The following is a 24,794-nucleotide window of genomic DNA, read 5'->3' on the forward strand; positions in this document are numbered from 1 at the left end:
TGCAATGAAACATACCCGGCTGCGTTGGGCAGCTATCGCGGCGGTGGCCGCGCTCGCCATCGGTGCGGGCTTATGGTGGGCCCAGCGCCCGGCTGTGGCCTACCAGACCGAGACGGTGGCCCGTGCAGACATCGAAGCCACCGTCACGGCCATCGGCACGCTGCAGCCGCGCCGCTACGTGGATGTGGGCGCCCAGGTGTCGGGCCAGGTCACGCGGCTGCGCGTGGAGCCCGGCGCGCAGGTGGCCAAGGGCGATCTGCTGGTGGAGATCGACCCCAGCGTGCAGCGCGCCACGGTGGACGCGGGCCGCGCCCAGCTGGCCGGGCTGCGCGCGCAGCTGGCCGAGCAGCAGGCCCAGCGCCGGCTGGCCGAGCAGCAGCTCGCGCGCCAGCGGCAGCTGAGCCGCGACGGCGCTACGCGCGAGGAGGACGTGCAGACGGCCGAAGCCAACCTGGCCATGGCCGCGGCGCGCATCGGCCACCTGAGCGCGCAGCTTGACCAGATCCAGGCCACGCTCAAGGCCGACTAGGCCCGCCTGGGCTACACGCGCATCTATGCGCCCATGGCCGGCACCGTGGTGTCGGTGGCGGCGCGCGAAGGCCAGACGCTCAACGCCACCTACCAGACGCCGAACATCCTGCGCATCGCCGATCTGTCGGCCATGACGGTCTGGACCGATGTCTCCGAGGCCGACGTGCGCCGCGTCCGGCAGGGCATGCCGGTGTACTTCACGACGCTGGGCAGCGCCGGGCAGTCCAGGCCCCGGCGCTGGAGCGGCACGGTGCGCCAGGTGCTGCCCGCGCCCGCGGCCACCCAGGCGCCGGCCGGCGGCACGGCGGCGTCGCCCGCGCCCGCCACCAAGGCCGTGGCATACACGGTGCTGTTCGATGTGGGCAACGAGGACGCCGAGCTGATGCCGCAGATGACGGCACAGGTGGTCTTCGTCACCGCCGGCGCGCCGCAGGCGCTGACCGTGCCGCTCACCGCCGTACAGGAGCGCGGGGACGGGCAGGGCCATGCGGCGCGCGTGCTCGACGCGCGCGGGCAGCCCGAGACTCGCAGCGTGAGGCTGGGCGTGCGCAGCCGCCACCAGGCCCAGGTGCTCGAAGGCCTGGCCGAAGGCGAGCGCGTCATCGTGGGCGAGACGCCGCTGGAGCGTGGTTTGCGGTGGCTGCAATGGTGATGAGCGGAGCATTGGATGCCAATGCGCCGCTGATCGCGCTCCACGGTATCTGCAAGCACTACGGCGGCGAGGGCGGGCAGCCGCGGGTGACGGTGCTGCACGGCATCGACCTGCAAATACATGCCGGGGAGTTCGTCGCCGTGGTGGGCAGCTCGGGCTCGGGCAAATCGACGCTGATGAACATCCTGGGCTGCCTGGACCGTCCCAGCGCGGGCGGCTACCGCTTCCAGGGGCAGGACGTGGCGCGGCTCGACGCCGATGCGCTGGCCTGGCTGCGGCGCGAGGCCTTCGGCTTCGTGTTCCAGGGCTACCACCTGATCGCCAGCGAAAGCGCGAGCGAGAACGTGCAGATGCCCGCCATCTACGCGGGCCTGCCCAAGGAGGAGCGCGTGCGCCGCGCGCAGGCGCTGCTCGCGCGCCTGGGGCTGGGCGAGCGCCTGGGGCTGGGCGAGCGCCTGGGCAACCGGCCCAACCAGCTCTCGGGCGGGCGTGTCGATCGCGCGCGCGCTCATGAACGGCGGCCAGATCATCCTGGCCGACGAGCCCACAGGCGCGCTCGATTCGCACAGCGGCGCCGAGGTGATGGCGCTGCTGCGCGAGCTGGCCGACGCCGGCCACACCATCATCCTCATCACGCACGACCGCGCCGTGGCGACGCAGGCGCGCCGCGTGATCGAGATCAGCGACGGGCGCATCGTCGGCGACAGCGCGCGCGGCGACAGCATGGTGGGCCGTGGGTGCCTGGCGCAGCCGCTGGCGCCCCGGTGCCCGGAGGCGGCCGGCACGCCCTGGCCGGCCGAACTGCTGGAGGCCGCACGCAGCGCCTGGCGCGGCATGCGGCTGAACCGCGTGCGCACCAGCCTGACGCTGCTGGGCATCGTCATCGGCGTGGCCTCGGTCATCGTGATGCTGGCCATCGGCGAGGGCGCGCGGCGCAAGGTGGTCGAGCAGATGGGCACCATGGGCACGGCCATCCTCTACATGGGCAGCAAGCCGCCAGCCACGGGCGGGCCTGCGGGCCAGATCACCGAGGACGACCTGGCCGCCCTGCGCGAGCTGCCCGAGATCCGGCGCGTGATGCCGGTCATCGGCGACCCTGTCACGGTGCGCTACGGCAATGCCGACAAGCAGGTCTACGTCTTCGCCGCGAGCGAAGAAATGCCGCTGGTGCACCACTGGAGAACGGCCCTGGGCCGCTACTACACCGAGGCCGAGGACCGCGACCTGGCACCCCTGGTGGTCCTGGGCCACAAGGCGCACAGGCATTTCTTTCCCGATACGCCCGACCCGCTGGGCCGGCAGCTCATCATCGGCACTTCGGCCTTCGAGGTCATCGGCGTGATGAGCGAGCGCGGCGCGGATTCCGGCGCGCAGGACTATGACGACATGGTGTTCATTCCCTACCGCTCGGGCCGCGCGCGCGTCTACCAGGCGCAGACCCAGCCCGACTACGTGGTGATCGAGGCGCGCAGCGCGCAGGTGGTGCACGAGGCCGAGCAGGCCATGCTCCGGCTGCTGCTGGCGCGGCACGGCGGGCGCGAGGACTTCGGCATCGGCAACGCGGCCGCGCGCATCCAGGCCGAGGCCGCCACGCGCGAGAGCATGGCCGTGATGCTGGGCCTGATCGCGGCCGTCTCGCTGGTCGTAGGCGGCATCGGCGTGATGAACGTCATGCTGATGACGGTGCGCGAGCGCACGCGCGAGATCGGCATCCGTATGGCCGCTGCCAGCGCAGACGTGCAGGCCGCGCGCGCGGCGCTCTGGCCCCGGCTGACCCTCACGGGCAGCGCGGCAGCGAGCGCGGGCCGTGCCGCCGACTGGCTGCACGCGCCCGTGGCCACACTGCTGGCGGGGCTGGCAGGGCCCATCTTCGACGGAGGCCGTCTGGCGGCGCAGCACGACGCCGCGCAGGCCCGGCGCGAAGAACTATTGGCGAATTACCACAAAGCCATCGTTGCGGCCTTCACGGATGTCGAGCTGGCCCTCGATGCCTCCGCCTCCCTGGAGGAGCAGGCCAGGGCGCAGGACGAGGCGCTCGTGCAGGCGCGTGCGGCCCTGGCGCTGGCGGAAAGCCGCTACCGGTCGGGGGCGGAGACGATGCTGGCGTTGCTGGATGCCCAGCGCGTCGTGACTGCGGCGCAAGACGCGCAGGTGCAGATCCGGCTCGCGCGGCTGCAGGCGGCCGTGTCGCTGTACCGCGCGCTCGGAGGCGGCTGGCGCCCGCCCGAGGCTACGTCCATGGCACAGGCGGAGCCATTGCCATGACGGTATCGGGGAACGCCCTCCAGCGGCTGCGTGAGGCGGGCGTGCGGCCCACGGTGCCGCGCATCGCCGTGCTGCAGGTATTCGACGATCTCGGGGACCAGCCGCTGTCCGTCGAAGAGGTCTTCCGTCGAATCTCCGAGCGCGGGCTGCGTGTGAGCCTGGGCACGGTCTATCGCTCGGTGCGCCAGATGGAAGCACAGGGGGTATTGCACTCAGCATACCCTGCGGGAACCAAGCGGCTTTACCGGCTGCAGGGCGCGGAGCCGGTTGCAGGAGACCGCATCTCCGTCAATTGAAGTCCGACCCGTTTACACAAAAATTCGGACACGCCCCATTCTGCAATCAATTGCAGACCCTACTCGCTCGCGTGGTCATCGTCTTTGGCGCTGCCCATCCCCACCATGCCTATCTGTTCGTCAACAAGCGCGGCAACCGTTTGAAGGTGCTCGTGCACGACGGGATCCCTATGCATACCTCAAGGACGTTCTGTCGCGCTTGCCAACGCAACGGGCCAGCCTGGTTCATGAGTTGCTGCCGCATCGTTGGCACGCGCCAAGCTGACTTCAGGCAGCTGACGTTGTACTCAGCCGCACGCTAGGCAGCTTGCCCCGGTGGCGGTGCGCAGCGATTCCAGTGCCCCACAGTCTCCAACACAAACACCTCCAGCGCAGGTACTGCGAATGGCCCGCAGCTGCTTGTGCAGGGCCCTCAGTTCAACGATCCGGCGCTCCACCAAGCGCATGTGATCGTCCAGGAGGGCATTGACCTCGTCGCAGGGCTTGGCTGGGTCATCCTGCAGTTGCAGCAGGGCTCGAATGTCGTCGTGCGGCATGTCCAGCGAGCGACAGCGAACGATGAAGGCCAGCCGGTCCACGTGCTCCTGGCCATAGTGCCGATAGTTGTTAGCAGCGCGCATGGGCGCCTGCAGAAGACCCTCAGCCTCGTAAAAGCGCACTGTGGGTACGGAGCATCCAGCCAATGACGATAGTTCACCGATTTTCATATGTGCCTCGCTACTGCTTGACTCTACATCTACTTGAGGGTTTCTAATGCAGGACATGAGTACATGTCAAAGCGGTAGCTGCTCGGGCAGCTGTGATTCCCAGACCAAGGATGAAGGGGCCCCAAGCGCCGCTTCAACCGTGGTGAGCACGTTTGCCATTCCCGGGATGGACTGCCCCTCCGAGGAGAACCTCATTCGCATGGCCCTGGGCGGCTTGCCCGGGTTGGGGCCGATGACCTTCGATCTGGCAGGTCGCCAACTACGGGTGGTGCACACGGGCGAGCCCGCCCGGATCGCCGAGAAGCTGGTTCCTTTGAACCTGGGGGCGGAATTGCTCATCAGTGAGGAGCGCGTAGACGGTGGGCACTGGAAGACCCGTTTCTCCGTGCCGAAGATGGATTGCCCGTCCGAGGAGAACCTCATTCGCATGGCACTGGCCGACGCGGCTGCAGTTGGCGCTCTGGACTTCGATTTGAAGGGCCGTGTACTCACTGTGCAGCATGGCGGGAGCCCGCAGGAGCTGCTGGCTCGTCTCGCTCCCCTCAACCTGGGGGCGCAGGTGCTGGATAGCGCTCAAACCATCGGGGCGCAAGCGATTGCACCTGATGCCGAAGGGGATGCGGCCGAGGCGCGGACGCTGAAGCTTTTGCTCGCGATCAACGGCGCTATGTTCGTCTTCGAGATGATCGTGGGCCTGATCGCACAGTCGACCGGCCTCATCGCGGACTCGCTCGACATGTTCGCCGATGCGGCGGTCTATGGGCTGGCGCTCTATGCAGTGGGTCGCGCTGCCGCCTTGAAGGTGAAGGCCGCGCACATCGCCGGCTGGCTGCAAGTCGTGCTTGCGCTTGGGGCGCTTGCAGAAGTGGTTCGGCGGGCTGTGACGGGCAGTGAGCCCGAGTCCACCCTCATGATGGGCATCGGCCTGGTGGCCGTGGTCGCCAATGTCATTTGCTTGGTGCTCATCGCCAAGAAGCGCGACCGTGGTGCTCACATGACAGCAAGCTATATTTTTTCTGCGAACGACGTGATCGCCAACGCAGGGGTGATTGTGGCTGGTGCGCTGGTCGCGTGGACCGGATCCTCGTACCCTGACTTGGTGATTGGCACCGTCATCGCGCTGGTGGTGCTTAATGGTGCCCGGCGCATCCTGAACCTTCGATGAGCCAAGCTGGACAGAATGTGGATGCTAGCGCGGTCTGCGCCGTGATCGTCACCGCCCCCGGCGCAATGGCAATATGAAACGCCCCGACGGACTCGTCCATGCCGCGATGAACAGATTTGAGCAAATGCAGGAACTCGTCGAACACAGCCTGCAAATTGCCCATCGCGGCATACGATGAGACGGCAACCCAGGGCTTGGCCCCCGGCAACACGGCTCGCAGCACACGCTGCGATTCCATGCGGTTCATCTTGTCGATGAACGACGATGCGCAGTCCGTCGCGTGCGCCAGTCGTTTCTCGTCGCTGTTGTCGGCTGCGCCGCTTTCCCAAAGCCGCTGACGGACACAGGCGGCGGCGAGGTTCAGGAGCCCCTGAAGGTGAAGCTCTCTGAAATTCTGTCCAAGGTGAATGACCTGTTCGAGGGCGAACTCACGGACGACGACAAACTCGTCTACGTGAACAACGTCCTCAAGGGCAAGTTGCTCGAATCTGACCTGCTGCACCAGCAGGCCATGAACAACACCAAGGAACAGTTTGCGAACTCACCCGACCTGGCCAGCGAGATCATGAACGCCATCATGGATGCACTGGCAGCCCACGGAAGCATGAGCAAACAGGCACTTGGGTCAGACCGTGTGCGAACAGGGCTCAAGGATGTTTTGCTGGGGCCAGCGGGGTTGTATGAGGCACTCAGGGAGCGTGGTGCGTCCTAAGTCGAGCTCGATGAATTTGAGAGAAGCTTGCTAGGCCCACCTCTCCAGACTAGCACCGAACGCAAATCAATCAAGTAGCTTCTTTGGTCTTTGGCTGCGCTCAAGCGGATCGAGAGACGGGAGGGCCCCAAGGTACGAACTCCGCCTCAACGACGAAAGTGCGACTTCGCGTACGCTGCTCAACATGGCCGAATTTTGCATCCGCGCTGTACAGCCTCGTTTTCACGGCTGCGGCTAGACCGCCGTCAAGTGAGAACGTTGTCTTCTCCGTGATTTCGAGAGTTGCACTCAGGCACCCCCCTATCTCGCGCGCATAAACAAGTGCGCCCCAGGAAGGCTCAAAATGAACCCAAGCAAACTTGCTAGAGTCCAACTGCGTGCCTTGCGGCCATGCTTTTCCAGCCAAGACGTACGATCTTTCGTTGCCGAGTTCGTAGTCTTTCGAGGTTCTCAGGTGCGCAGAAGCATCAACCTGCGCTGCAACCGCTTTGGCGCCTCCTGAAACGCTTGCGACGCTCTCTCTGCGATTTGCATCTGCGACCCGTTCCGTGATGCAAATCCGACTTGCACCAAGCTCCACAAGTAGTTTGAGAAGCTCGCTTTCACGCTCCTGAAGCAAAACATCGTCGAACATCTCAGCAGGGATATACACGGCGCCTTTGTTGGCGGCGGGAAGCTCCGCCAGAGGGTGCAGCATGTACGTCCCACCGACCTGTGGATGCCCAGGAGGAAAGGTATATCCGCGCTTCTTTGCCGTCGCGACTGTGATGCCATTCTCACCGACGAACGAAGCAAATTCCTGCTCGCCTTTGGCTAAAAGCTCTGGTGCCGCCGACTTCTGGGGATCACTCGCCAAAAGTTGCGCGAGTGCGGGCCGTGCTGCGGCAGCAGCCAAGGCAACGCTCCATGGCGCAACCGCTAACAATGCCGTTATCGCTACGTCCGCAACAATGCCAGGAGTCTTGGCGGGCAACTTCACTTCGACTGTCTTTTTCTCAGTCGTCTTCATGCCCTCATGCGCTGGAATCGTGAAATTGGGGTAAGAACTCCCGTCCATTTCGTCACAGACTCCATAGTCACCTGTGCGAACCACATACAACAATTTCTGCATTTTTCCTCCAGTGAAAATCATGCCAGCAATTTCATGCCTATCTATCAAAATCGGGCTGAAGTTTGATGTACGTGATTCCATTCTCGTCACAGCACAAATTGATCCGCATGCCTCCCGCAAACCCTCGCAAACAGGCTGTCCAAGTTGAACCGCCCGAGAGTCGGGGCTAGGAGGGTAAGATCAGCTACGGGTTGCCCTCCTCCTGAGCCTGTTCAGCAGTTCTTGTTCTAACCCAGAAGCAGGCCCACACTACACCTGCCCCAAGTGCAGCGTTGGCCCAAAGGAATTAAGCTTGAGAGAGTCGGAAAACGTACAGTCAAAAGCCGATACAGTCGCGCAACTACACTGATGTGATGGGCCATTTGGTTGTCGAACAGGTACACGGGGGAAACCGTAACCAGCAACTCACTGATCGAATAAGCTAGCCCGGGTTCACAGCTAGATTCTGCGCAAATGGCCCCGGAGTCACACGCGCCAGTAGTTCACCAAGATGTTGATTTCTGCGCAAGCCCAACCCACCGGGGCTAGCAGGCTGTTGAATTTCGCTCCCATAAAACCTGGCATTCAGGAGCATCGTTGTAGATACTGACTGCTCGCTCAACAAGGAGTCCAGACGATGCGAGGTTCAGACGCGATGCAGGAGTCATTGTTCACAGTGGCCAAGCTGGAAGACTTCGTACCAGCAGATCACCCATTGCGCCCGATCCGTAGCCTGGTCAACGACGCGCTGGTGCGTCTGAACGGTCTGTTCAACACCATCTACGCGGACACGGGCCGCGCCTCCATCGCCCCCGAGAAGCTGTTGCGCGCCATGCTCATCCAGGTGTTCTTCTCGGTGCGCAGCGAGCGCCAGTTGGTCGAGCAGATCCGCTACAACCTGCTGTACCGCTGGTTCATTGGTCTGGCCATCGACGACGAGGTACCCTTGATACCCAGCACCACATTGCCCGCTTCGTCGCGCAGCGGGCGCTCGACGGTGATGGCGTGGTAGCCAAAGGCTTCGTTGTCGAAGATGCGGCTGATGGGAGTGCCGTCGTTTTCCTTGGCCTCCACAAAGTCGCCAAACATGCGGGTGATGCGCTCGATGTGGGCGTCGCTCAGTTCTTTGCGCTTTGACCCGAGGCTTTTGCGCATCTTCTGCCACATGCCGGATGCATCAATCAGCTGCACCTTGCCCTTGCGCGCTTCGGGTTTGCGGTTGCTGATGATCCAGACGTAGGTGCTGATGCCGGTGTTGTAGAACATGTCGGTGGGCAGGCCCACGATGGCCTCACACAGGTCGTTCTCCAGCACGTAGCGGCGGATTTCGGATTCACCCGAGCCCGCGCCGCCGGTAAACAGAGGCGAGCCGTTGAGCACGATGCCGAAGCGGCTGCCCCCTTCAGCCGCCGGGCGCATTTTGCTGAGCAGGTGCAACAAGAACAGCATGGAGCCATCTGACACGCGGGGCAGGCCGGGGCCGAAGCGGCCGTTGTACCCCTGCTGCTCGTGTTCTTTGCGCACTTCCTTTTCGACCTTCTTCCATTCCACGCCAAAGGGTGGGTTGGAGAGCATGTAGTCGAACTTCTTGTGGCTGTGGCCGTCGTCACTGAGCGTGTTACCAAAGGCGATGTTGGCTACGTCCTGGCCCTTGATCAGCATGTCGGCCTTGCAGATGGCGTAGGACTCGGGGTTGAGCTCCTGACCAAACACGGTGAGGCGTGCCTGCGGGTTGTGCTCGGCCAAGTATTCGCCCGCCACGCTGAGCATGCCGCCCGTGCCCGCTGTGGGGTCGTAGATGGTGCGCACTACGCCGGGCTTGCTCAGGATGTCATCGTCCTCGATGAAGATGAGGTTGACCATAAGCCGGATGACCTCGCGCGGGGTGAAGTGCTCCCCGGCGGTCTCGTTGCTGATTTCCGCAAACTTGCGGATCAGCTCTTCGAACACCAGGCCCATCTGCATGTTGCTGACGGCCTCGGGGTGTAGGTCGATCTGGGTGAACTTCTCGGTGACCTGGTAGAGCAGCCCGGCCTTGGCCAACCGCTCAACCTGAGCCTGAAATTCGAAGCGCTCGAACACATCACGCACAGCGGGCGAAAAGCCTTGCACGTACGTGAACAGGTTGTGGGCAATGTTGTCGGGATCCCCCAACAACTTGGGTAGGTCCAGCGGGCTCTGGTTATAGAAGCTCTGCTTTGACTTGCGCAACAGGAAGGGCTCGGGATTGAGGCCCTGTGCCTCCTTTTCTGCCAGCTCCGACAAGACGGCTGCCTTGGTGGGCTCCAGCACGCAGTCGAGGCGCCTCAAAACGGTGAACGGAAGGATGACTTTCCCGTAGTCGGACTGTTTGTAGTCTCCACGGAGGAGGTCGGCGACCGACCAGATGAAGGCGGAGAGGGATTGTTGGTTCATGCGCTCAGGAAACTGACATTTGCTTACTGGGTGCAGTATGCCAGCCACCGATGGGTTCCCTTGAGTGTGCAGACCTGATCAGGAGCAAAGGCGCTGGATTTTTAACTTCTATTTTTGCATAACTTCGTATATGTGAATAAATATAAATACGGATTTTCGCCTGTGTTGATTTGCGATGTGTTCTTATTTTACCCACTGCTGCGCCAGTGGTTGATATAGGTTATTAATACAATGGGATAATTAATTGATGATTGGTCTCTTTATGTGCGTGGTTATGATTTGTTTTATTTGGGGGTGGTATGCTGCGTGAGTCGGAATTGAATGGAAGAATCATGGGGAGTTTGATAAATTACTGCTACGGGCTCCATAAGGTTTATTCAAAGTTGTTGGTTGTCAGGGTGGATCTTGGCTATGGAAAGGAGTATGCTAGAACGTGTCTTTTAGCGGAAATAAAAAAAGATATTAAGCACATGCTGGATAACCGTAGAGGCAATCGTTCATTGTTCGAGCATATGGTTGGTTACTTTATTAAATATGAGTTCGCCGAAGAGAAGGGGCCGCACGCTCATGCTCTGTTTTTTTATGATGGTCAAAAAGTGCGCAAAGATGAACATTATGGTGATCAAATTGGCCGTTACTGGAGGGAAAAAATAACTGCTGGAAATGGTGTTTTTCACAATTGCAACTATGACAAGGATCGCTATAAACAATGCGGAATTGGAATGATTGACCATTCCGACATTGCTAAGCGAAAAATCCTAATTGACAGAGTTATTTCATACATGCTCAAAGAAGAGCAAAGCATTGAAAGTATCAAGCAATCGAGTCGAGATCGGGCGGTTACTAAAGCCGTTCTCCCTCGCCACAAGAGCAGTGCTGGGCGACCACGGAACTAGCCGTCTGAGTTTGAGCGCTTCGATGCGCTCCAAGAGCGTTTGGCATTCGCGTGGGCTCCAAGGTCACAAGGCGACTGAGTCCTGTAGGGAACGCCTGGAAGTTGCTTTTTTCGCTAGTTTCAGCGGAAATTAGCGGTGATAGCGAAGTTGAAGAGCGTAGTTTTGCGATGTCTCCGGTCTGGTCTACAAGCGTACGGGGAGACTGGAGATCATGACTCGGCTCTATTGAAAAGAGCAAACTGGGGCAACGGTCTGTTCCTTAACTACAAACCGTTGGAGCGGAGAGTGCTTTCAATGTGGTTGGAAGTCTTTTTTCCAAGAAGAAAAGGCAACCCCAGATGCTCTGAGGCTACCTTTTTAATTTCTAAAAAATCGCTTTAGTACCGGTTTGAATCGTAGTATTGTGGTACCGCAATGGTTGTATTTGCATAGACTACGGTCTTCTTGTTCATCTTCAAGATTGTGATTCGAAGGGATGAGGCTAAAATATCAAGTAGTAAGTCCAGCTTTGCCTTGTCGCGAAAGCGATTTGGTCCATATTGCAAGATATAAGCTTTCGGTATGCAACTCCATTGTTTGTTATTTTGAGTTGTTTGTATCCAATCTTCAAGATCGGTCAGATCTCGCTGCTGCTCTGTAACGGGATTGTATTTTCCGAAGATGTTTACATACTGCTCGCCATAGAAGCTGATTAAGTTGATGGCGCATTGTAAAGTTTCACTACAAATCTCGTCGCTATCCTCGATGAGAAACGCGTGAAAGATGGCCGCGATCCTTGCGATGTTTTCCGCAGCTTTGGATGCAAAATCTCTTGCTGCAAAGTACACACCGCCAGGTTGCATGCTGGCTTCATAGGAGTTCGCAATCCCATTCCAGTTGGCTTGGGCCTGTGGTGAAAACCTCAACAACCGCGACTCACTTCTCTCCAGCAGTGTTTTGCATCGGTCATAGAACCAATTGAGTTTGGTGTAATCGCCCTGGGATCCACTCTCGAATCTTTGGCCCTGAGTTGAGTATGGCCAGCACACCAGCACACGCGCAAAGAAACCGTTGCCGAGAGCTTGCTCGCCCTGTTTGGCTAAAAATCTCTGAAACACAACAGGCTGCGCTTGCAGTAGGCAGGTCAGGCTGGAGTCGTGTAGCACAAAGCTCCCGCTCGTCTTGCGATCTACCGACCAATCTGAGCCGCTCCACAGTGCATTCAAGGCCCCCAATTGCCTTGACATAGGGCCGTCGCAAAACTGAGCAAACTCGTCGTGCACCATTACTGCACTGTTTCCTCGCTCATGCAGCCCTTCCAGCAGTGCTTCGATAGTGGTGTCCGAGTAGATCAGTTTGAGCGCCAAACTAGGCTGAGGCTCAGCTTCGAGGGCCACCCGAAGCTGCTTTTCGATCTCATCGATCGACTCCTCTTTACGAACAGCCCGCTTCATGGCGTCACGCAGCGCGTCCACCTTTTCGCGCCAGAGCGCATGCTCAACCCTGTGTGCCGCGACACTGTGCGTGGCCTCTTCACTCCAGAGGCGCTGGATCTCCGTGAGAGCTTTGAAAAGCAGCTTCTGTACCGCGCTTTTTCGCTCACCTGAGTCACAGATGGCAATCAGGTACACGCCCACAGGTCCATCCAGTCCTGACTTGCGTTGAACCCGACATCTGCGCTGAACAGTGGCGGCCAATGCGCATATCAATATGCTGATGATCAGCTCACGCGGAGCCTGTGTGATTCTTGCGATCTCATCGACAAGTTGCTCAAGTTCTGGCGGCAGAACATTCGGCCATGGTTGTGCTGGGACGTTCATTGTTCAGCCCTCCCGGTTGGTTGTGGACCGGCTTGACGGCTCTCCAGCCAAGCTTCGATTTCGTGCAAAAAATGTCCGACAGCTCTGCTAGAAAGCTGCACTTTTTTGGGGAATGTCGGATCGAAGCGGCGTGATCGCGGGTTCTGCAAATCTGACAGCGTTGCATTCCCGAGACCTGTGACCATCCTCAAACGTGGTCGGCGGATAATTTCCTTCTTGGACTGCATTTGGCAATCTCCCATTTGTTTCAGCGAAAAAAACCCTCACGCAATGTGTGGCGCATTACAGTGCGTAAACGAGGGGCTTTAGACCTACCAGCGTTGTGCGCAGTGACATCGTGCAGAGCGATGCCAAGGGAATTTCTTACGTTGATCAGGTGGGAGTACGCCGCCTGAAGAAGCCTGAAGGCTTTGAGGTACGCCGCCGAAGCGGGTTTGTAGATGTTGGCGGAACTAGGTCACGCCTGAGATGCTGACGACACGGACTTAAGATGTCCCGTGTACTCCAGTGTAGCGCGGATTGACTCGGATGCGCAAATCAAAATTTTAGGCAGTCCATCGTGTTCGCCGTGCGGTGAGGGGCTGAAGGTCCCACGGACCGGGCCAAGCACCTCGTAGAAATTTGATGGATCGCGGCATTTGGAATGCCAAGGATGGCCGAAAGCTGCCTGTAGCATCCAAGACAAAAAGGTCTACCAAATGGCATACAAAACAAAAAAGCGCCCCGAGAGGCGCTTGTTTGCTTGCTTACTGGCGGAGAGGGCGGGATTCGAACCCGCGGTGGGGATTAGCCCACACACGCTTTCCAGGCGTGCGACTTAAACCGCTCATCCACCTCTCCGAAGCCCGCTATTGTAGCAGGACTTCGGGCCGCGTTCGGGAAAGAACCAGGCGCGAACCGCCGGCCGTCTCACCCGACGATGCGGCCATCGGTGGTCAGCATGCTTTGCGTGACGTGGGTGGTGGCAAGGCGGCGGCCTTCGTAGGCGACCACGAAGCCGCCCACCTGGACTTCCGAGCGCTTCCTGAACGCGGCCAGGGCGCTGGCGCGGTGCAGCGGGCCGGTGACGGAGGCCAGGACCTCGGCCGTGTAGCGGGCGGCGATGAAGCCTGCCAGTCCTTGGGGGGACGGGGGTTCGTCGTACAGCCGGGCCATCACCTCGCGGTAGGTCCGCACGACGGGCAGGCTGGCGGTGACCAGCGGCACGGGCTGCGTGGCGATCACCGAGACGTTGCGGTGCAGGCCGCCCATTTGGGCCAGCACCTGCAGGTTGACGTCGGCCAGCGCGATCACGTAGCACTGGCGTCCCTGGGGCAGGGCCATGCGGCGCACGTAGTCGTGCAGTTCGGGCGTGCCGCCCACGAAGAGGACGATGGCGGGTGGCGCGGGGTGGCGCTGCGCCGCGGGCAGGCTCTGCATGCGCAGCCCCACGGCGGCGCCCGCCTGCGTGACGGAGTCCTGCAGTTGCCGCTGCAGGTCCGCATGGGCGAAGACCACGCCCGCCTGCTGCACGCCCATGACGGACAGCGATCGCACGGCGTGGGCGATCTGGGCCTGGTAGTTGGGAAAGATGCCGAAGACGGTGTCGCCGGGGTCCTGCCACTGGCGGTGCAGCCACGGCGCAGCGTGGGGCAGGGGCGCATCCGCGGGCTGCAGCGATGCAATGGCGGCGGCGGTGCCGTCGCCCACGCAGCCGGAGAGGGCGACGCAGGCCGGGTCTGCGTGCGCCGTCTGCCATGCGGCGCGCAGGCTGGCGGCGGAGCCGTCGGTTTCCAGGACCAGGTGCTGCACCGGCTTGCCGCGCAGCCCGCCCTGGGCATTGAAGGCGGCCCAGGCGGCGCGGGAGCCGACGAGGAAGTCGCGGCTCACGTCCTGGTGCCGGGCCGACAGGTCCACGATCTGCGCAACGGCGATGCTGCGCATATCCTGGGCGCGCGCGGGCCTGGCCGGCAGCGCCCAGGCGGCAGTGGCCGCGCCGGCGGCCTGCAGGACGGCGCGGCGGCGCGGCGCGAGGAGGGCGGCGATGGCCATGGCGCTGCGTTGGCCCGTGCTCACTTGCGCGGGGGCATCAGCACGCGGTCGATGGCGTGCACCACGCCGTTGCCGGCGCGGATGTCGGCCTGCTCCACGAGGGCGTCCTCCACCGTGAGGAAGGTGCCTGCACGCGCGAGCGTGATGTCGGAGCCCTGCAGCGTCTTGAGCTTGCCGGCCTTGGCGTCGGCAGCGGCCAGGCGGGCGACGATGATGTGGTGCGACAGCACGGCCTTGAGCTGGGCCTTGTCGGCCTTGAGCGCGTCCAGGGTCTTGGGGGGCAGGGCCTGGAAGGCGGAATTTGTGGGCGCAAAGACGGTGTAGGGCCCCGTGCCGTCCAGCGTGGCCAGCAGGCCGGCCTCGCCGGCGAGGCGGTGGAAGGTGCTCAGCGCGGGCGTGCGCGCCAGGGCGGCGGACACCGTGCCGGGCGCGGAGGCCGGGGTGGCGCAGGCGCCGAGGGTGGCTACGGTGGCCAGGGCCAGGACGGTTCGGAGTGCAGAGCGGCGGAACATGGTTTTCTCCCGTGTGGTGGGTCTGTGACCGACGGCAGTCGGCGGCGGGAGCGTACGCAGCGCATGCGACAGCGCCGTGACAGCGGCCGGCCGCGCCGCTGTGTGACGGTCATCCGGGGGTGTCATGTCGATGTCACAAACGCCTCCTAGAGTCACGGCATAGCGTTTTTTCAACCAAGAGGCTCTTTCATGAAACTCTCCGCGATTCGGGTTCTGGTGTCTGGTGTGGTGGCGATGGGTGCGTTCTCTGGCGCCTGGGCGCAGCAGGAAGCGACGGGCGCAGGCGCCAGCTTCCCCGCGCCGCTGTATTCCAAGTGGGCCGCCGACTACCACAAGGCCACGGGTGTGAAGATCAACTACCAGTCGGTGGGCTCCGGCGCGGGCCTGCGCCAGATCGAGGCCAAGACGGTGGATTTCGGCGCCTCCGACGCGCCGCTCAAGGACGAAGAGCTGGCGGCCAAGGGCCTGGTTCAGTTCCCCACCGTGATCGGCGGCATCGTCCCCGTGGTGAACATCAAGGGCATCCAGCCTGGCCAGCTCAAGCTCAGCGGCCAGGTGATCGGCGACATCTACCTGGGCAAGATCACCAAGTGGAACGACGAGGCCATCAAGGCGCTGAACCCCGGCCTGGGCCTGCCCGACGCCACCATCGCCCCCGTGCGCCGCGCCGACGGCTCGGGCACGACCTTCGGCTTCACCAACTACCTGTCCAAGGTGAACGCAGAGTGGAAGTCCAAGGTGGGCGAAGGCACGGCCGTGAACTGGCCCGTGGGTGCCGGCGGCAAGGGCAACGAGGGCGTGGCCGCCTTCGTGGGCCGCCTGCCCAACTCCATCGGCTATGTGGAATACGCCTACGTCAAGCAGAACAAGCTGACCTTCGCGCAGATGCAAAACAGCGCCGGCAGCTTCGTCTCGCCCGACGAGTCTTCCTTCAAGGCCGCCGCCGCGGGTGCCGACTGGGCCAAGAGCTTCTACCAGATCCTGACCAACCAGCCCGGCAAGGACGCCTGGCCGATCACCTCCGCCACCTTCATCCTGATGCACAAGGCGCAGGACAAGCCGGTGCAGGCCGCCACGGCGCTGAAGTTCTTCGAATGGGCCTACAAGGGCGGCGACAAGACCGCGTCCGACCTCGACTACGTGGCCATGCCCGAGAGCGTGAAGGGCGTGATCATGAAGTCCTGGGACAGCATCAAGGACGCCTCGGGCAAGGCCATCGCCCTGAAGTAAGCTGGCGCCACCGGCCTGCCGCCCGGCGCGGCGGGCCGCCCCGATTCCTCCCATCACACACAAGGCAACCGACGTGTCCACAACGCTGCCAGTCCACCAGGCGCCGCCGCGCGATGCGGAGCGCGGCGCTTCCCGAAGCTCCCCGCCGCCGCGCTCCTCCATGGTCTCGGGCGTGCTCGCAGACCGCATCTTCGGCTGGATGGCGCGCGGCGCGGCGCTGCTGACGCTGTCGTTGCTGCTGGGCATCCTGGCCTCGCTGGTGTACGGCGCCTGGCCTTCCATCCAGCAGTACGGCCTGGGCTTCCTGACCAGCAGTGCCTGGGACCCGGTGCAGAACGAGTACGGCGGCCTGGTGATGATCTACGGCACGCTGGCCACGTCGCTCATCGCGCTGCTGATCGCCGTGCCGGTGAGCTTCGGCATCGCGCTGTTCCTGACCGAGCTGTCGCCCGCCTGGCTCAAGCGGCCCCTGGGCACGGCCATCGAGCTGCTGGCGGCGGTGCCCTCCATCGTCTACGGCATGTGGGGTCTGATGGTGTTCGGGCCCATCCTCGCCACCTATGTGCAGCAGCCGCTGCAATCGCTGTTTTCCGGCGTCCCCTACCTGGGCGCGCTCGTCTTCGGCCCGCCGGTGGGCATCGGCATCCTGTCGGCCGGCATCATCCTGGCGATCATGATCATCCCGTTCATCGCCTCGGTGATGCGCGACGTGTTCGAGGTCACGCCCGCGCTGCTCAAGGAATCCGCCTACGGCCTGGGCTCCACCACCTGGGAGGTGGTGTGGAAGGTCGTGCTGCCCTACACCAAGTCGGGCGTGCTCGGCGGCGTCATGCTCGGCCTGGGCCGGGCGCTGGGCGAGACGATGGCCGTCACCTTCGTGATCGGCAACATGAACCAGCTCAATTCCCTGTCGGTGTTCGAGGCGGCCAACAGCATCACCTCGGCCCTGGCCAACGAATTCGCCGAGGCCGGCGAAGGCCTGCACCAGGCATCGCTGATCTACCTGGGACTGGTGCTGTTCTTCATCACCTTCGTCGTCCTGTCGCTGTCCAAACTGCTGCTGGCCCGCCTGAAGAAGGGCGAAGGAGCACGCGCATGAGCACCTCACGCCAACTCATCTCCGCCGCCGAACTGGCGCAAGTGCGCGCCCAGCGCTACGCATCGCGCAAGCGCTTGAACGGCATCGCGCTGACCCTGTCGCTGCTGGCGATGGCGTTCGGCGTGTTCTGGCTGATCTGGATCCTGTGGGAGACGATCCGCCTGGGCCTGGGCGGCCTGAGCGTCGCCCTGTTCACGCAGATGACGCCCCCGCCCAACGAGGCGGGCGGCATCGCCAACGCCATCTTCGGCTCCTTCGTCATGGTGCTGCTGGCCACCTTCGTGGGCACGCCCATCGGCATCATGGCGGGCGTCTACCTCGCCGAATACGACCCGCGCGGCTGGCTGGCCAGCACCACGCGCTTCGTCAACGACATCCTGCTGTCGGCGCCCAGCATCGTGATCGGCCTGTTCGTCTACGCCGTGGTCGTGGCGCGCTTCAAGAGCTTCTCGGCCTGGGCCGGCATCATCGCGCTGGCGCTGATCGTGATCCCGGTGGTGATCCGCACCACCGAGAACATGCTGGTGCTGGTGCCCGCAAGCCTGCGCGAGGCGGCCTACGCGCTGGGAACGCCCAAGTGGAAGGTCATCACCCTGGTGACGCTGCGCGCGGCCCGCGCGGGCGTCATCACCGGCGTGCTGCTGGCCGTGGCGCGCATCGCGGGCGAGACGGCGCCGCTGCTGTTCACCGCGCTCAACAACCAATTCTGGAACGGGGATCTCTCCAAGCCCATGGCCAGCCTGCCGGTCACCATCTTCAAGTTCGCGATGAGCCCCTACGAGAACTGGCAGCAGCTGGCCTGGGCCGGCGTGTTCCTCATCACCCTGGCCGTGCTCGGCCTGAACATCCTGGCCCGCGTGGTCACCCGCCAGAAGTAAACATCCGGGAAGAACCCCATGCCCACCACCCTCAAGACCCCAGAGCCGCTGCCGTCCAAGATCGCGGTGCGCGACCTGAACTTCTACTACGGCAAGTTCCACGCCCTCAAGAACATCAACCTCGACATCCCCGAGAAGAAGGTCACCGCCTTCATCGGCCCGTCGGGCTGCGGCAAGTCCACGCTGCTGCGCACCTTCAACCGCATGTTCGAGCTCTACCCCGAGCAGCGCGCGCAGGGCCAGATCCTGCTGGACGGCGAGAACCTGCTCACCAGCAAGGAAGACGTGGCGCTGATCCGCGCCAAGGTCGGCATGGTGTTCCAGAAGCCCACGCCGTTCCCGATGTCCATCTACGACAACATCGCCTTCGGCGTGAAGCTCTTCGAGAGCCTGAACGCCACCGACATGGACGACCGCGTGGAATGGGCGCTGCGCAAGGCCGCGCTGTGGAACGAGGTCAAGGACAAGCTGCACCAGAGCGGCTCCGGCCTGTCGGGCGGGCAGCAGCAGCGCCTGTGCATCGCGCGCGGCATCGCCATCAAGCCCGAGGTGCTGCTGCTCGACGAGCCCTGCTCGGCGCTGGACCCGATCTCCACCGCCAAGATCGAGGAGCTGATCGCCGAGCTCAAGGACGACTACACCGTGGTCATCGTCACCCACAACATGCAGCAGGCCGCGCGCTGCAGCGACTTCACCGCCTACATGTACCTGGGCGACCTGGTGGAGTTCGGCCGCACGGAGCAGATGTTCTTCAAGCCGCAGCGCAAGGAGACAGAGGACTACATCACCGGAAGATTTGGATGACCCCCCTGAGCGGCTTCGCCGCTTCCCCCCTCTTTGCTTCGCTGCGCTGCGCAGGGGGGGACGCCACCAGCGCGGCGGGGCGGCCCTTGCGCGGTGGCCCTCGCCAGGGTTGCGCCAGTGGCATGCGATGTGGGCAAAGCATTGCGTCATTGGGCGTTGATTTCAAGGAAAAAGACATGACCGACAAGCACCTTTCCTCCCAGTTCGACAGCGAACTCAACAGCATCTCCGCCCGCGTGATGGAACTCGGCGGGCTGGTGGAATCGCAGATCCGCCAAGCCATCCACGCGCTGTCGCACTTCAGTATGGAGGCGGCCGAGCAGGTCGAGCAGCTCGAGCGCCGCGTGAACCGCATGGAAGTGGAGATCGACCACGAGCTGTCCACCGTCATCGCCCGGCGCCAGCCCACGGCGCGCGACCTGCGCCTGCTGATCGCCTTCTCCAAGGCCATCGCCAACCTGGAGCGCATGGGCGACGAGGCCACGCGCATGGCGCGCATGTGCCGCTCCATCATCGAAAGCGGCGCCGCGCGCTCGCTGCCCTCCAGCGACCTGCGCGTGGCGGCCGACCTGGCCTCGGGCCTGCTGCGCAAGGCGCTGGACGCGTTCGCGCGCCTGGACACCAAGGCGGCGGTCGCCATCCTCAAGGAAGACGACCTCATCGACCGCGAGTTCGACGGCTTCGTGCGCAAGCTCATCACCTACATGATGGAGGACCCGCGCACCATCTCCGCTAGCCTGGACCTGCTGTTCCTGGCCAAGGCCATCGAGCGCATCGGCGACCACTCCAAGAACGTGGCCGAACTCATCATCTACCTGGTCGAAGGCAAGGACGTGCGCCACACCACGCTCGAGGAAATCGAGTCGGCCCTGGCCTGAGGAAGGGCACACCACCGCATGAAGAAACTCCCCCGCGTACTCATCGTCGAGGATGAAGCGCCCATCGCCGAGCTGGTGGCCGTGAACCTGCGGCACAACGGCTTCGCGCCGATCTGGGCCGAGGACGGCGAATCGGCCCAGCGCGAGCTCGACGCAGTGCTGCCCGACGTGATCCTGCTCGACTGGATGCTGCCGGGCGCCAGCGGCCTGCAGCTCGCGCGCCGCTGGCGCAGCGACGCGCGCACCAAGCAGATCCCCATCCTGATGCTCACCGCGCGCGGCGACGAGCCCGACAAGGTCTCCGGCCTGGACGCCGGCGCCGACGACTACATCACCAAGCCCTTCTCCACGCAGGAGCTGCTGGCGCGCATCCGCGCCGTGCTGCGCCGGCGCGCGCCCGAGCAGGTGAGCGACAGCGTCGCCATCGGCGAGCTGGTGCTCGACGCCGCCACCTACCGCGTCAGCTACCAGGGCCAGCCGCTCAAGGTGGGCCCCACCGAATTCAAGCTGCTGCACTACCTCATGAAGCACTCCGAGCGCGTGCACAGCCGCGCGCAGCTGCTCGACAAGATCTGGGGCGACCACGTCTTCATCGAGGAGCGCACGGTGGACGTGCACATCAAGCGCCTGCGCGAGGCCCTGGGCGGCGCCGGCCGCATGGTGGAGACCGTGCGCGGCGCGGGCTACCGGCTCACCGGCCAGGTGCAGGCCGATGCGCAGGACGGGATGCGCGCATGAGCGCGCGCTTCAAGAATGTGAGCTGCTTGCGCTTGATGCACAATGGTTTCAGGTGCTTTTTCATCTGAAACCCAGGTCTGGACAGCGGCACCAGCTCCTTTTTGAATAGCGAAACCCTTCTGCCCCATGCTGCTGCGCTTTCTCTTCTTCTTCCTGTGCCAGGCGGCGGGTGCCGCCCTGGGCTGGTGGCAGGCCGGCCCCTGGGGCGCGGTGGCCGGCGCCTGCGCGGCGGCGTGGGTCTGGTTCGCGTGGGACCTGTGGCGCGGCGCCCGCGTGCTGGCCTGGATGCGCGAGGGCGACCCCGCCCGCGCCCCCCGCCTGCGCGGCATGTGGGGCGAGGCAGCCGACCGCGCGCGCCGCCTGGTGCGCCAGGGCCGTTTGCGCGAACAGGCCAGCGACGCGCGGCTGCAGGAGATCCTGGCCGCGCTGCAGGCCTCGCCCAACGGCGTGACGCTGCTGGACGCCGAAGGCCGCATCGAATGGTGCAACCAGATGGCGGAGGAGCACTTCGGCATCCATTTCGAGCGCGACGCGCTGCAGTCCATCGGCAACCTGGTGCGCGACCCGGACTTCAGCGCCTACTACGCCGGGCACGACTTCACGCGCGACGTGGTCCTGCAGGGCCGCGCCAGCACCCCCTCGCGGCCGGTGCGCATCTCCATGCACCTGCATCCCTATGGCGACGGCCGCAAGCTGCTGCTGTCGCGCGACATCACCGCGCTGGAGCAGGCCGAGGCCATGCGGCGCGACTTCGTGGCCAACGTGTCGCACGAGATCCGCACCCCGCTCACCGTGCTCATGGGCTTCGTGGAAACGCTGCAGACCCTGCAGCTCGGCGCCGACGAGCGCGCGCGCTACCTGGGCATGATGTCCCAGCAGGCCCAGCGCATGCACCACTTGGTGCAGGACCTGCTCACCCTCTCGCGCCTGGAAGGCAGCCCCCTGCCGGGCCTGGTCGACTGGGTGCCCGTGGCCTCGCTGCTGCGCCACTGCGAGGACGAGGCGCGGGCGCTGTCGGCCATGCTGACGCAGGGCGCCCCCCAGCCGCACCGCATCGCCTTCCCCACGCCCGATGAGGCCCAGGCCGCCGGCCAGGTGGCGGGCATCGCGGCCGAGCTGCAGAGCGCCCTGGCCAACCTGGTCAACAACGCCGTGCGCTACACGCCCGCGGGCGGCAGCATCACCGTGGCCTGGGAAGCGGGAGAAGGCGGCGGCGCCCGCTTCAGCGTGAGCGACACCGGCCCCGGCATCGCGGCCGAGCACCTGCCGCGCATCACCGAGCGCTTCTACCGCGTGGACCGCAGCCGCTCGCGCGACACCGGCGGCACCGGCCTGGGCCTGGCCATCGTCAAGCACGTGGTGCAGCGCCACGGCGGCACGCTGCACGTGCGCAGCGTGGTGGGGCAGGGCAGCGTCTTCAGCGTGGATCTGCCACCGATGCGCGTACGCCGCTGAGCACGCGCCGCAGCACATAGGCCAGCAGCGCCCAGAACACCAGCGCCACCACCGCCAGCGCCGCGGCGCTGGCCGCCCAGAAGGGCGCGGGCGAATGCAGCGGCCCCCAGCCGCCCAGGCCGTGGTAGGCCAGCGCATAGCCGCCCGCCAGCCCCACGCCCCACAGCATCACGCTGTAGACCGCCAGAGGCGCCAGCGTGATGCGGTAGCTGCGCAGCACGAAGATGCACAGCGTCTGCAGCGCGTCGGCCACGTGGTAGGCCGCCACCCAGGCGAGCAGGGCGGTGGTCAGGCGCACCACGTCGGCGCTCGTCGAATAGAGCGCGGCGACGGGCTGGCGCGCTATCAGCAAAATAGCTGCCAGCGCGCAGCCCATCAGCGCTGCGAGCCAGAAACCCTTCCATGCCACGGCGGCGGCCTGGTGCTCGTCGCCCGCGCCGCGCCAGAAGCTCACGCGCGCGCTGGTGGCGATCGCCAGCGACAGCGGCACCATGTAGAGCACCGCCGCCAGGTTGGAGGCGATCTGGTGCGCACCCGCCGCCAGCGCCCCCTGGCGCGCGATGAACAGCGCCATGAGCGTGAACGAGGTCACCTCCACCAGGATCGACAGCCCCGCCGGCAGCCCCAGCCGCAGGAAGCGCGCGAGCTGGGCCCCGTCGGGCCGCTCCAGCGGCCGCCACAGGGCCAGCGGCGTATACAGCGGCTGTGTGCGCAGCATGCGCCAGCCCAGCGCCATCAGGCCGTAGTTCACCGCCAGCGTGGCCCAGGCGCAGCCCGCCGCGCCCTGCGGCGCCAGGCCCGCGCCGCCGAAGGTGAACCAGATGGACAGCGGCACCTTCAGCGCCAGCGACCCCACCTGCAGCCAGGTGACGAGCTGCGGGCGGCCCAGCGCCTGGTTCAGCGTGGAGTAGATGCGAAACAGCAGCGCGGGCGGCAGCCCGAAGGCCAGGATGGCGAGGTATTCGCGCACCTGGCCGCGCAGCGCCTCGGGCACCTGCGTCCAGCGCAGGATGGCGTCGGGCGACAGCAGCACCGCCATGCCCAGCACGCAGGCCGCGGCCCACAAGTAGAGCGACTGGCGCAGGCTGGCGCCGATCTCCGCCTGCGCCCGCGCGCCGCGCTGCTCGGCCCAGACGGGCAGCAGCGCCTGCAGCACGCCCATGAGCGCCACGTAGACGCTGATGAACACGGCCGAGCCGATCGACAGCGCGGCCAGCGATTCCTGCGAGTGGCGCCCGGCGACGATGGTGTCGGTCACCCCGAAGGCCATGACGGCCAGTTGCCCCGCCAGCACCGTGACGGCGTGGCGGGCGATGACGGACAACTCCTGCATGTCAGTCTCCCATGACGCGGCGCGCCATCCGCAGCCCACGAAACTGGCGCGCCCCATGCGCAGGCAGCCGCGCAAGGGCCTCAGCCGGCCGCGCCGCCCCGCCGCGCTGGCTGCGTCCCCCTGCCCACGCATAGCGTGAGAGCGGGGGGAGGCGGCGTAGCCGCTCAGGGGGGTGTTTCATCCATCACGCGCTGGAGGATCAGCAGCCGGTCGGTGCGCTCGGTGGGGCGGGTGGCGCTGGCCACCTTGCGCCACTGCCCCGGGGGCAGCACGGCGCGCACGGGCGGCTCGGCGGCCGCATCGGCCACCACCCAGCCGCAGGCCTGCGCCTGGGCGGGGGCCACCATGTCCAGGCCGCCGTGGAAGGCCAGCGCGGCGGTCTGCGCGCGGCTCAGGCCGTAGCCGGCCACGCAGCCGCGTGCGCCCGCGGCGTCCAGCGCGGCCGTCACGCGGGCCACCTGCGGCGCGAAGCTGCGGCCATAGTCCAGCAGCGGCAGCCACAGCGTCATCAGCAGCAGCCAGCCCAGCGTGGCGCCGCTGGCGGGCAGCACCAGGCTCTTCCAGATGGCGGCGCGGTTGCGCGCGGCGCGCCACCACACCAGCGCGCACCAGGCCAGCGTGGCCGCCAGGGCCACGCCGAAGGCGAGCAGCGAGAACGCGGGCGCGTAGCCCGGCGCCAGCTTGGCCACGTTGGCCGCGGGCTTGGCCGGCACGCCGGTCTGCACTGCCACCCAGATGACCCAGATGGCGATGGCCGAGATGCTGAAGAACAGCAGCGTGAACCAGTCGATCAGCGCCGAGATGCTGCGCCTGAGCGTGGGCAGCGCGAAGGCCGCCAGCACCGCGAAGGCGGGCAGCCCCAGCAGCAGTGCGCGGTCGGCCGGCCGCGTGGTGAGGGTGGCCAGCGCCGCCACCAGTGCGAACCACAGCGGCAGCAGCAGGTGCCGGTGCCAGGCGCGGCTGGTGATCTGGTGGCGCCAGCGCCACAGCGTCCACAGCGCGAGCGGCCAGGCGGGCCAGCTGAACCAGGTGAACAGGCGCAGCAGGCTGTGCCATTCCTTGGCGTCGTCGGCGCTCACCACGCGCCAGTCCCACAGGCCCAGCGCCCATGCCAGCGCCGCCGAAGCCAGCACCAGCCCCAGCAGCGCGCCGGCTCCCGCGGCGCGGGCGCGCAGCGTGGCGCCGCGCTCGCGCCACACCAGCCAGGCGCCGCCCAGGCCCAGCAGCGCCGCCAGCGCGGGCGCGCCGCTCAGCACCAGCCCGAACAGCCCCGCCGCTGCGGCGGGCGCCCGCCCCCCCCCCCCCCCC

The 24,794-nt window shown here is 64.8% G+C and carries 20 protein-coding genes, 1 tRNA gene and 6 pseudogenes; 16 read left to right on the forward strand and 11 right to left on the reverse strand.

What is annotated here, in order from left to right; all coding sequences use genetic code 11:
* The first annotated feature begins 4 nt into the window (after positions 1 to 4).
* From AVS7_RS15665 to AVS7_RS24495, 5 genes and pseudogenes are all read left to right on the forward strand, one after another.
* Positions 5 to 1,183: pseudogene (locus AVS7_RS15665) on the forward strand (efflux RND transporter periplasmic adaptor subunit).
* Positions 1,177 to 2,909, forward strand: a pseudogene (locus tag AVS7_RS24910) (ABC transporter permease); the annotation flags it as partial. The pseudogenes AVS7_RS15665 and AVS7_RS24910, both read left to right, overlap by 7 nt.
* Positions 2,900 to 3,448 carry a TolC family protein gene (locus AVS7_RS25445; protein WP_200405931.1) on the forward strand — a complete coding sequence of 183 codons (549 nt, stop codon included), beginning with the start codon at positions 2,900 to 2,902 and terminating at the stop codon, positions 3,446 to 3,448. The pseudogene AVS7_RS24910 and the gene AVS7_RS25445, both read left to right, overlap by 10 nt.
* Positions 3,445 to 3,744, forward strand: a complete 300-nt coding sequence (locus tag AVS7_RS15675) for a Fur family transcriptional regulator (protein ID WP_020229285.1) — start codon at positions 3,445 to 3,447, stop codon at positions 3,742 to 3,744. Before AVS7_RS25445 ends, AVS7_RS15675 begins: the two co-directional genes overlap by 4 nt.
* A gap of 163 nt (positions 3,745 to 3,907) precedes the next feature.
* Positions 3,908 to 4,009 (forward strand): annotated as a pseudogene (locus tag AVS7_RS24495) (transposase domain-containing protein); the annotation flags it as partial.
* Between the two features lie 22 nt (positions 4,010 to 4,031).
* Here the strand turns inward: AVS7_RS24495 and cadR are convergent.
* Positions 4,032 to 4,508 (reverse strand): Cd(II)/Pb(II)-responsive transcriptional regulator, encoded by a 477-nt coding sequence (gene cadR / locus AVS7_RS15680; protein ID WP_369799117.1) that lies wholly within the window; start codon positions 4,506 to 4,508, stop codon positions 4,032 to 4,034.
* Here cadR and AVS7_RS15685 point away from each other — a divergent pair.
* Complete coding sequence (locus AVS7_RS15685; protein WP_020229288.1) at positions 4,498 to 5,616, forward strand: cation transporter; 1,119 nt, start codon at positions 4,498 to 4,500, stop codon at positions 5,614 to 5,616. The genes cadR and AVS7_RS15685 overlap by 11 nt on opposite strands.
* Here the strand turns inward: AVS7_RS15685 and AVS7_RS24500 are convergent.
* On the reverse strand, positions 5,582 to 5,863 hold the full coding sequence (locus tag AVS7_RS24500; protein WP_024001665.1) for a hypothetical protein: 282 nt from the start codon (positions 5,861 to 5,863) through the stop codon (positions 5,582 to 5,584). The two genes, AVS7_RS15685 and AVS7_RS24500, sit on opposite strands and share 35 nt — an antisense overlap.
* A gap of 99 nt (positions 5,864 to 5,962) precedes the next feature.
* Here AVS7_RS24500 and AVS7_RS15690 point away from each other — a divergent pair.
* Positions 5,963 to 6,328: pseudogene (locus tag AVS7_RS15690) on the forward strand (type I restriction endonuclease subunit R); the annotation flags it as partial.
* Between the two features lie 100 nt (positions 6,329 to 6,428).
* Here the strand turns inward: AVS7_RS15690 and AVS7_RS24505 are convergent.
* Positions 6,429 to 7,520, reverse strand: coding sequence for a hypothetical protein (locus tag AVS7_RS24505; protein WP_144425122.1), 1,092 nt, complete (start codon positions 7,518 to 7,520; stop codon positions 6,429 to 6,431).
* A 535-nt stretch (positions 7,521 to 8,055) separates the two neighbouring features.
* On the opposite strand from AVS7_RS24505, the pseudogene AVS7_RS23925 reads away from it, so the two are divergent.
* A pseudogene (locus tag AVS7_RS23925) lies at positions 8,056 to 8,361 on the forward strand (transposase); the annotation flags it as partial.
* On the opposite strand, the gene AVS7_RS15695 reads toward AVS7_RS23925, so the two are convergent.
* On the reverse strand, positions 8,310 to 9,833 hold the full coding sequence (locus AVS7_RS15695; protein WP_020229291.1) for a class I SAM-dependent DNA methyltransferase: 1,524 nt from the start codon (positions 9,831 to 9,833) through the stop codon (positions 8,310 to 8,312). The pseudogene AVS7_RS23925 and the gene AVS7_RS15695 overlap by 52 nt on opposite strands.
* Positions 9,834 to 10,165: 332 nt before the next feature.
* Here AVS7_RS15695 and AVS7_RS23930 point away from each other — a divergent pair, with 332 nt between their 5' ends.
* Positions 10,166 to 10,729 carry an inovirus-type Gp2 protein gene (locus tag AVS7_RS23930; protein WP_234450026.1) on the forward strand — a complete coding sequence of 188 codons (564 nt, stop codon included), beginning with the start codon at positions 10,166 to 10,168 and terminating at the stop codon, positions 10,727 to 10,729.
* A 377-nt stretch (positions 10,730 to 11,106) separates the two neighbouring features.
* Here AVS7_RS23930 and AVS7_RS23935 read toward each other — a convergent pair whose 3' ends face one another.
* The 5 genes from AVS7_RS23935 to AVS7_RS15715 form a co-directional block, all read right to left on the reverse strand.
* Positions 11,107 to 12,528, reverse strand: a complete 1,422-nt coding sequence (locus AVS7_RS23935) for a YfjI family protein (protein WP_024001668.1) — start codon at positions 12,526 to 12,528, stop codon at positions 11,107 to 11,109.
* The gene (locus AVS7_RS25450; protein ID WP_369799118.1) at positions 12,525 to 12,770 is read right to left on the reverse strand and encodes a helix-turn-helix transcriptional regulator; all 246 of its coding nucleotides are present in this window, start codon (positions 12,768 to 12,770) and stop codon (positions 12,525 to 12,527) included. The genes AVS7_RS23935 and AVS7_RS25450 overlap by 4 nt, the downstream gene beginning before the upstream one ends.
* A gap of 508 nt (positions 12,771 to 13,278) precedes the next feature.
* A tRNA-Ser gene (locus AVS7_RS15705) sits at positions 13,279 to 13,368 on the reverse strand.
* Between the two features lie 69 nt (positions 13,369 to 13,437).
* Positions 13,438 to 14,583: an ABC transporter substrate-binding protein gene (locus AVS7_RS15710; protein ID WP_020229294.1), complete on the reverse strand. Its 1,146-nt coding sequence runs from the start codon at positions 14,581 to 14,583 to the stop codon at positions 13,438 to 13,440.
* Positions 14,580 to 15,071 (reverse strand): fasciclin domain-containing protein, encoded by a 492-nt coding sequence (locus AVS7_RS15715; RefSeq protein WP_020229295.1) that lies wholly within the window; start codon positions 15,069 to 15,071, stop codon positions 14,580 to 14,582. The genes AVS7_RS15710 and AVS7_RS15715 overlap by 4 nt, the downstream gene beginning before the upstream one ends.
* A gap of 189 nt (positions 15,072 to 15,260) precedes the next feature.
* Here AVS7_RS15715 and pstS point away from each other — a divergent pair, with 189 nt between their 5' ends.
* The 7 genes from pstS (at position 15,261) to phoR (ending at position 22,153) form a co-directional block, all read left to right on the forward strand.
* Positions 15,261 to 16,301: a phosphate ABC transporter substrate-binding protein PstS gene (gene pstS, locus AVS7_RS15720; RefSeq protein ID WP_024001670.1), complete on the forward strand. Its 1,041-nt coding sequence runs from the start codon at positions 15,261 to 15,263 to the stop codon at positions 16,299 to 16,301.
* A gap of 73 nt (positions 16,302 to 16,374) precedes the next feature.
* Complete coding sequence (pstC, locus tag AVS7_RS15725) at positions 16,375 to 17,400, forward strand: phosphate ABC transporter permease subunit PstC (protein WP_020229297.1); 1,026 nt, start codon at positions 16,375 to 16,377, stop codon at positions 17,398 to 17,400.
* A complete protein-coding gene (gene pstA / locus AVS7_RS15730; protein ID WP_020229298.1) occupies positions 17,397 to 18,278 on the forward strand; it encodes a phosphate ABC transporter permease PstA in 882 nt (293 codons plus the stop codon). The genes pstC and pstA overlap by 4 nt, the downstream gene beginning before the upstream one ends.
* Positions 18,279 to 18,296: 18 nt before the next feature.
* Positions 18,297 to 19,082, forward strand: a complete 786-nt coding sequence (gene pstB / locus AVS7_RS15735; RefSeq protein WP_020229299.1) for a phosphate ABC transporter ATP-binding protein PstB — start codon at positions 18,297 to 18,299, stop codon at positions 19,080 to 19,082.
* A 176-nt stretch (positions 19,083 to 19,258) separates the two neighbouring features.
* The gene (phoU, locus tag AVS7_RS15740; protein ID WP_020229300.1) at positions 19,259 to 19,960 is read left to right on the forward strand and encodes a phosphate signaling complex protein PhoU; all 702 of its coding nucleotides are present in this window, start codon (positions 19,259 to 19,261) and stop codon (positions 19,958 to 19,960) included.
* A gap of 18 nt (positions 19,961 to 19,978) precedes the next feature.
* Positions 19,979 to 20,698: a phosphate regulon transcriptional regulator PhoB gene (phoB, locus tag AVS7_RS15745; RefSeq protein WP_020229301.1), complete on the forward strand. Its 720-nt coding sequence runs from the start codon at positions 19,979 to 19,981 to the stop codon at positions 20,696 to 20,698.
* Between the two features lie 126 nt (positions 20,699 to 20,824).
* Entirely contained in the window at positions 20,825 to 22,153 is a 1,329-nt protein-coding gene (gene phoR / locus AVS7_RS15750) for a phosphate regulon sensor histidine kinase PhoR (RefSeq protein WP_020229302.1), read from the forward strand.
* Here phoR and AVS7_RS15755 read toward each other — a convergent pair.
* Positions 22,116 to 23,486, reverse strand: coding sequence for an MATE family efflux transporter (locus tag AVS7_RS15755; protein WP_020229303.1), 1,371 nt, complete (start codon positions 23,484 to 23,486; stop codon positions 22,116 to 22,118). The genes phoR and AVS7_RS15755 overlap by 38 nt on opposite strands.
* A 164-nt stretch (positions 23,487 to 23,650) precedes the next feature.
* Positions 23,651 to 24,794: pseudogene (locus AVS7_RS15760) on the reverse strand (hypothetical protein); the annotation flags it as partial.

The organism is Acidovorax sp. MR-S7 (assembly GCF_000400995.2).
Taxonomy (GTDB): Bacteria; Pseudomonadota; Gammaproteobacteria; order Burkholderiales; family Burkholderiaceae_C; genus MR-S7.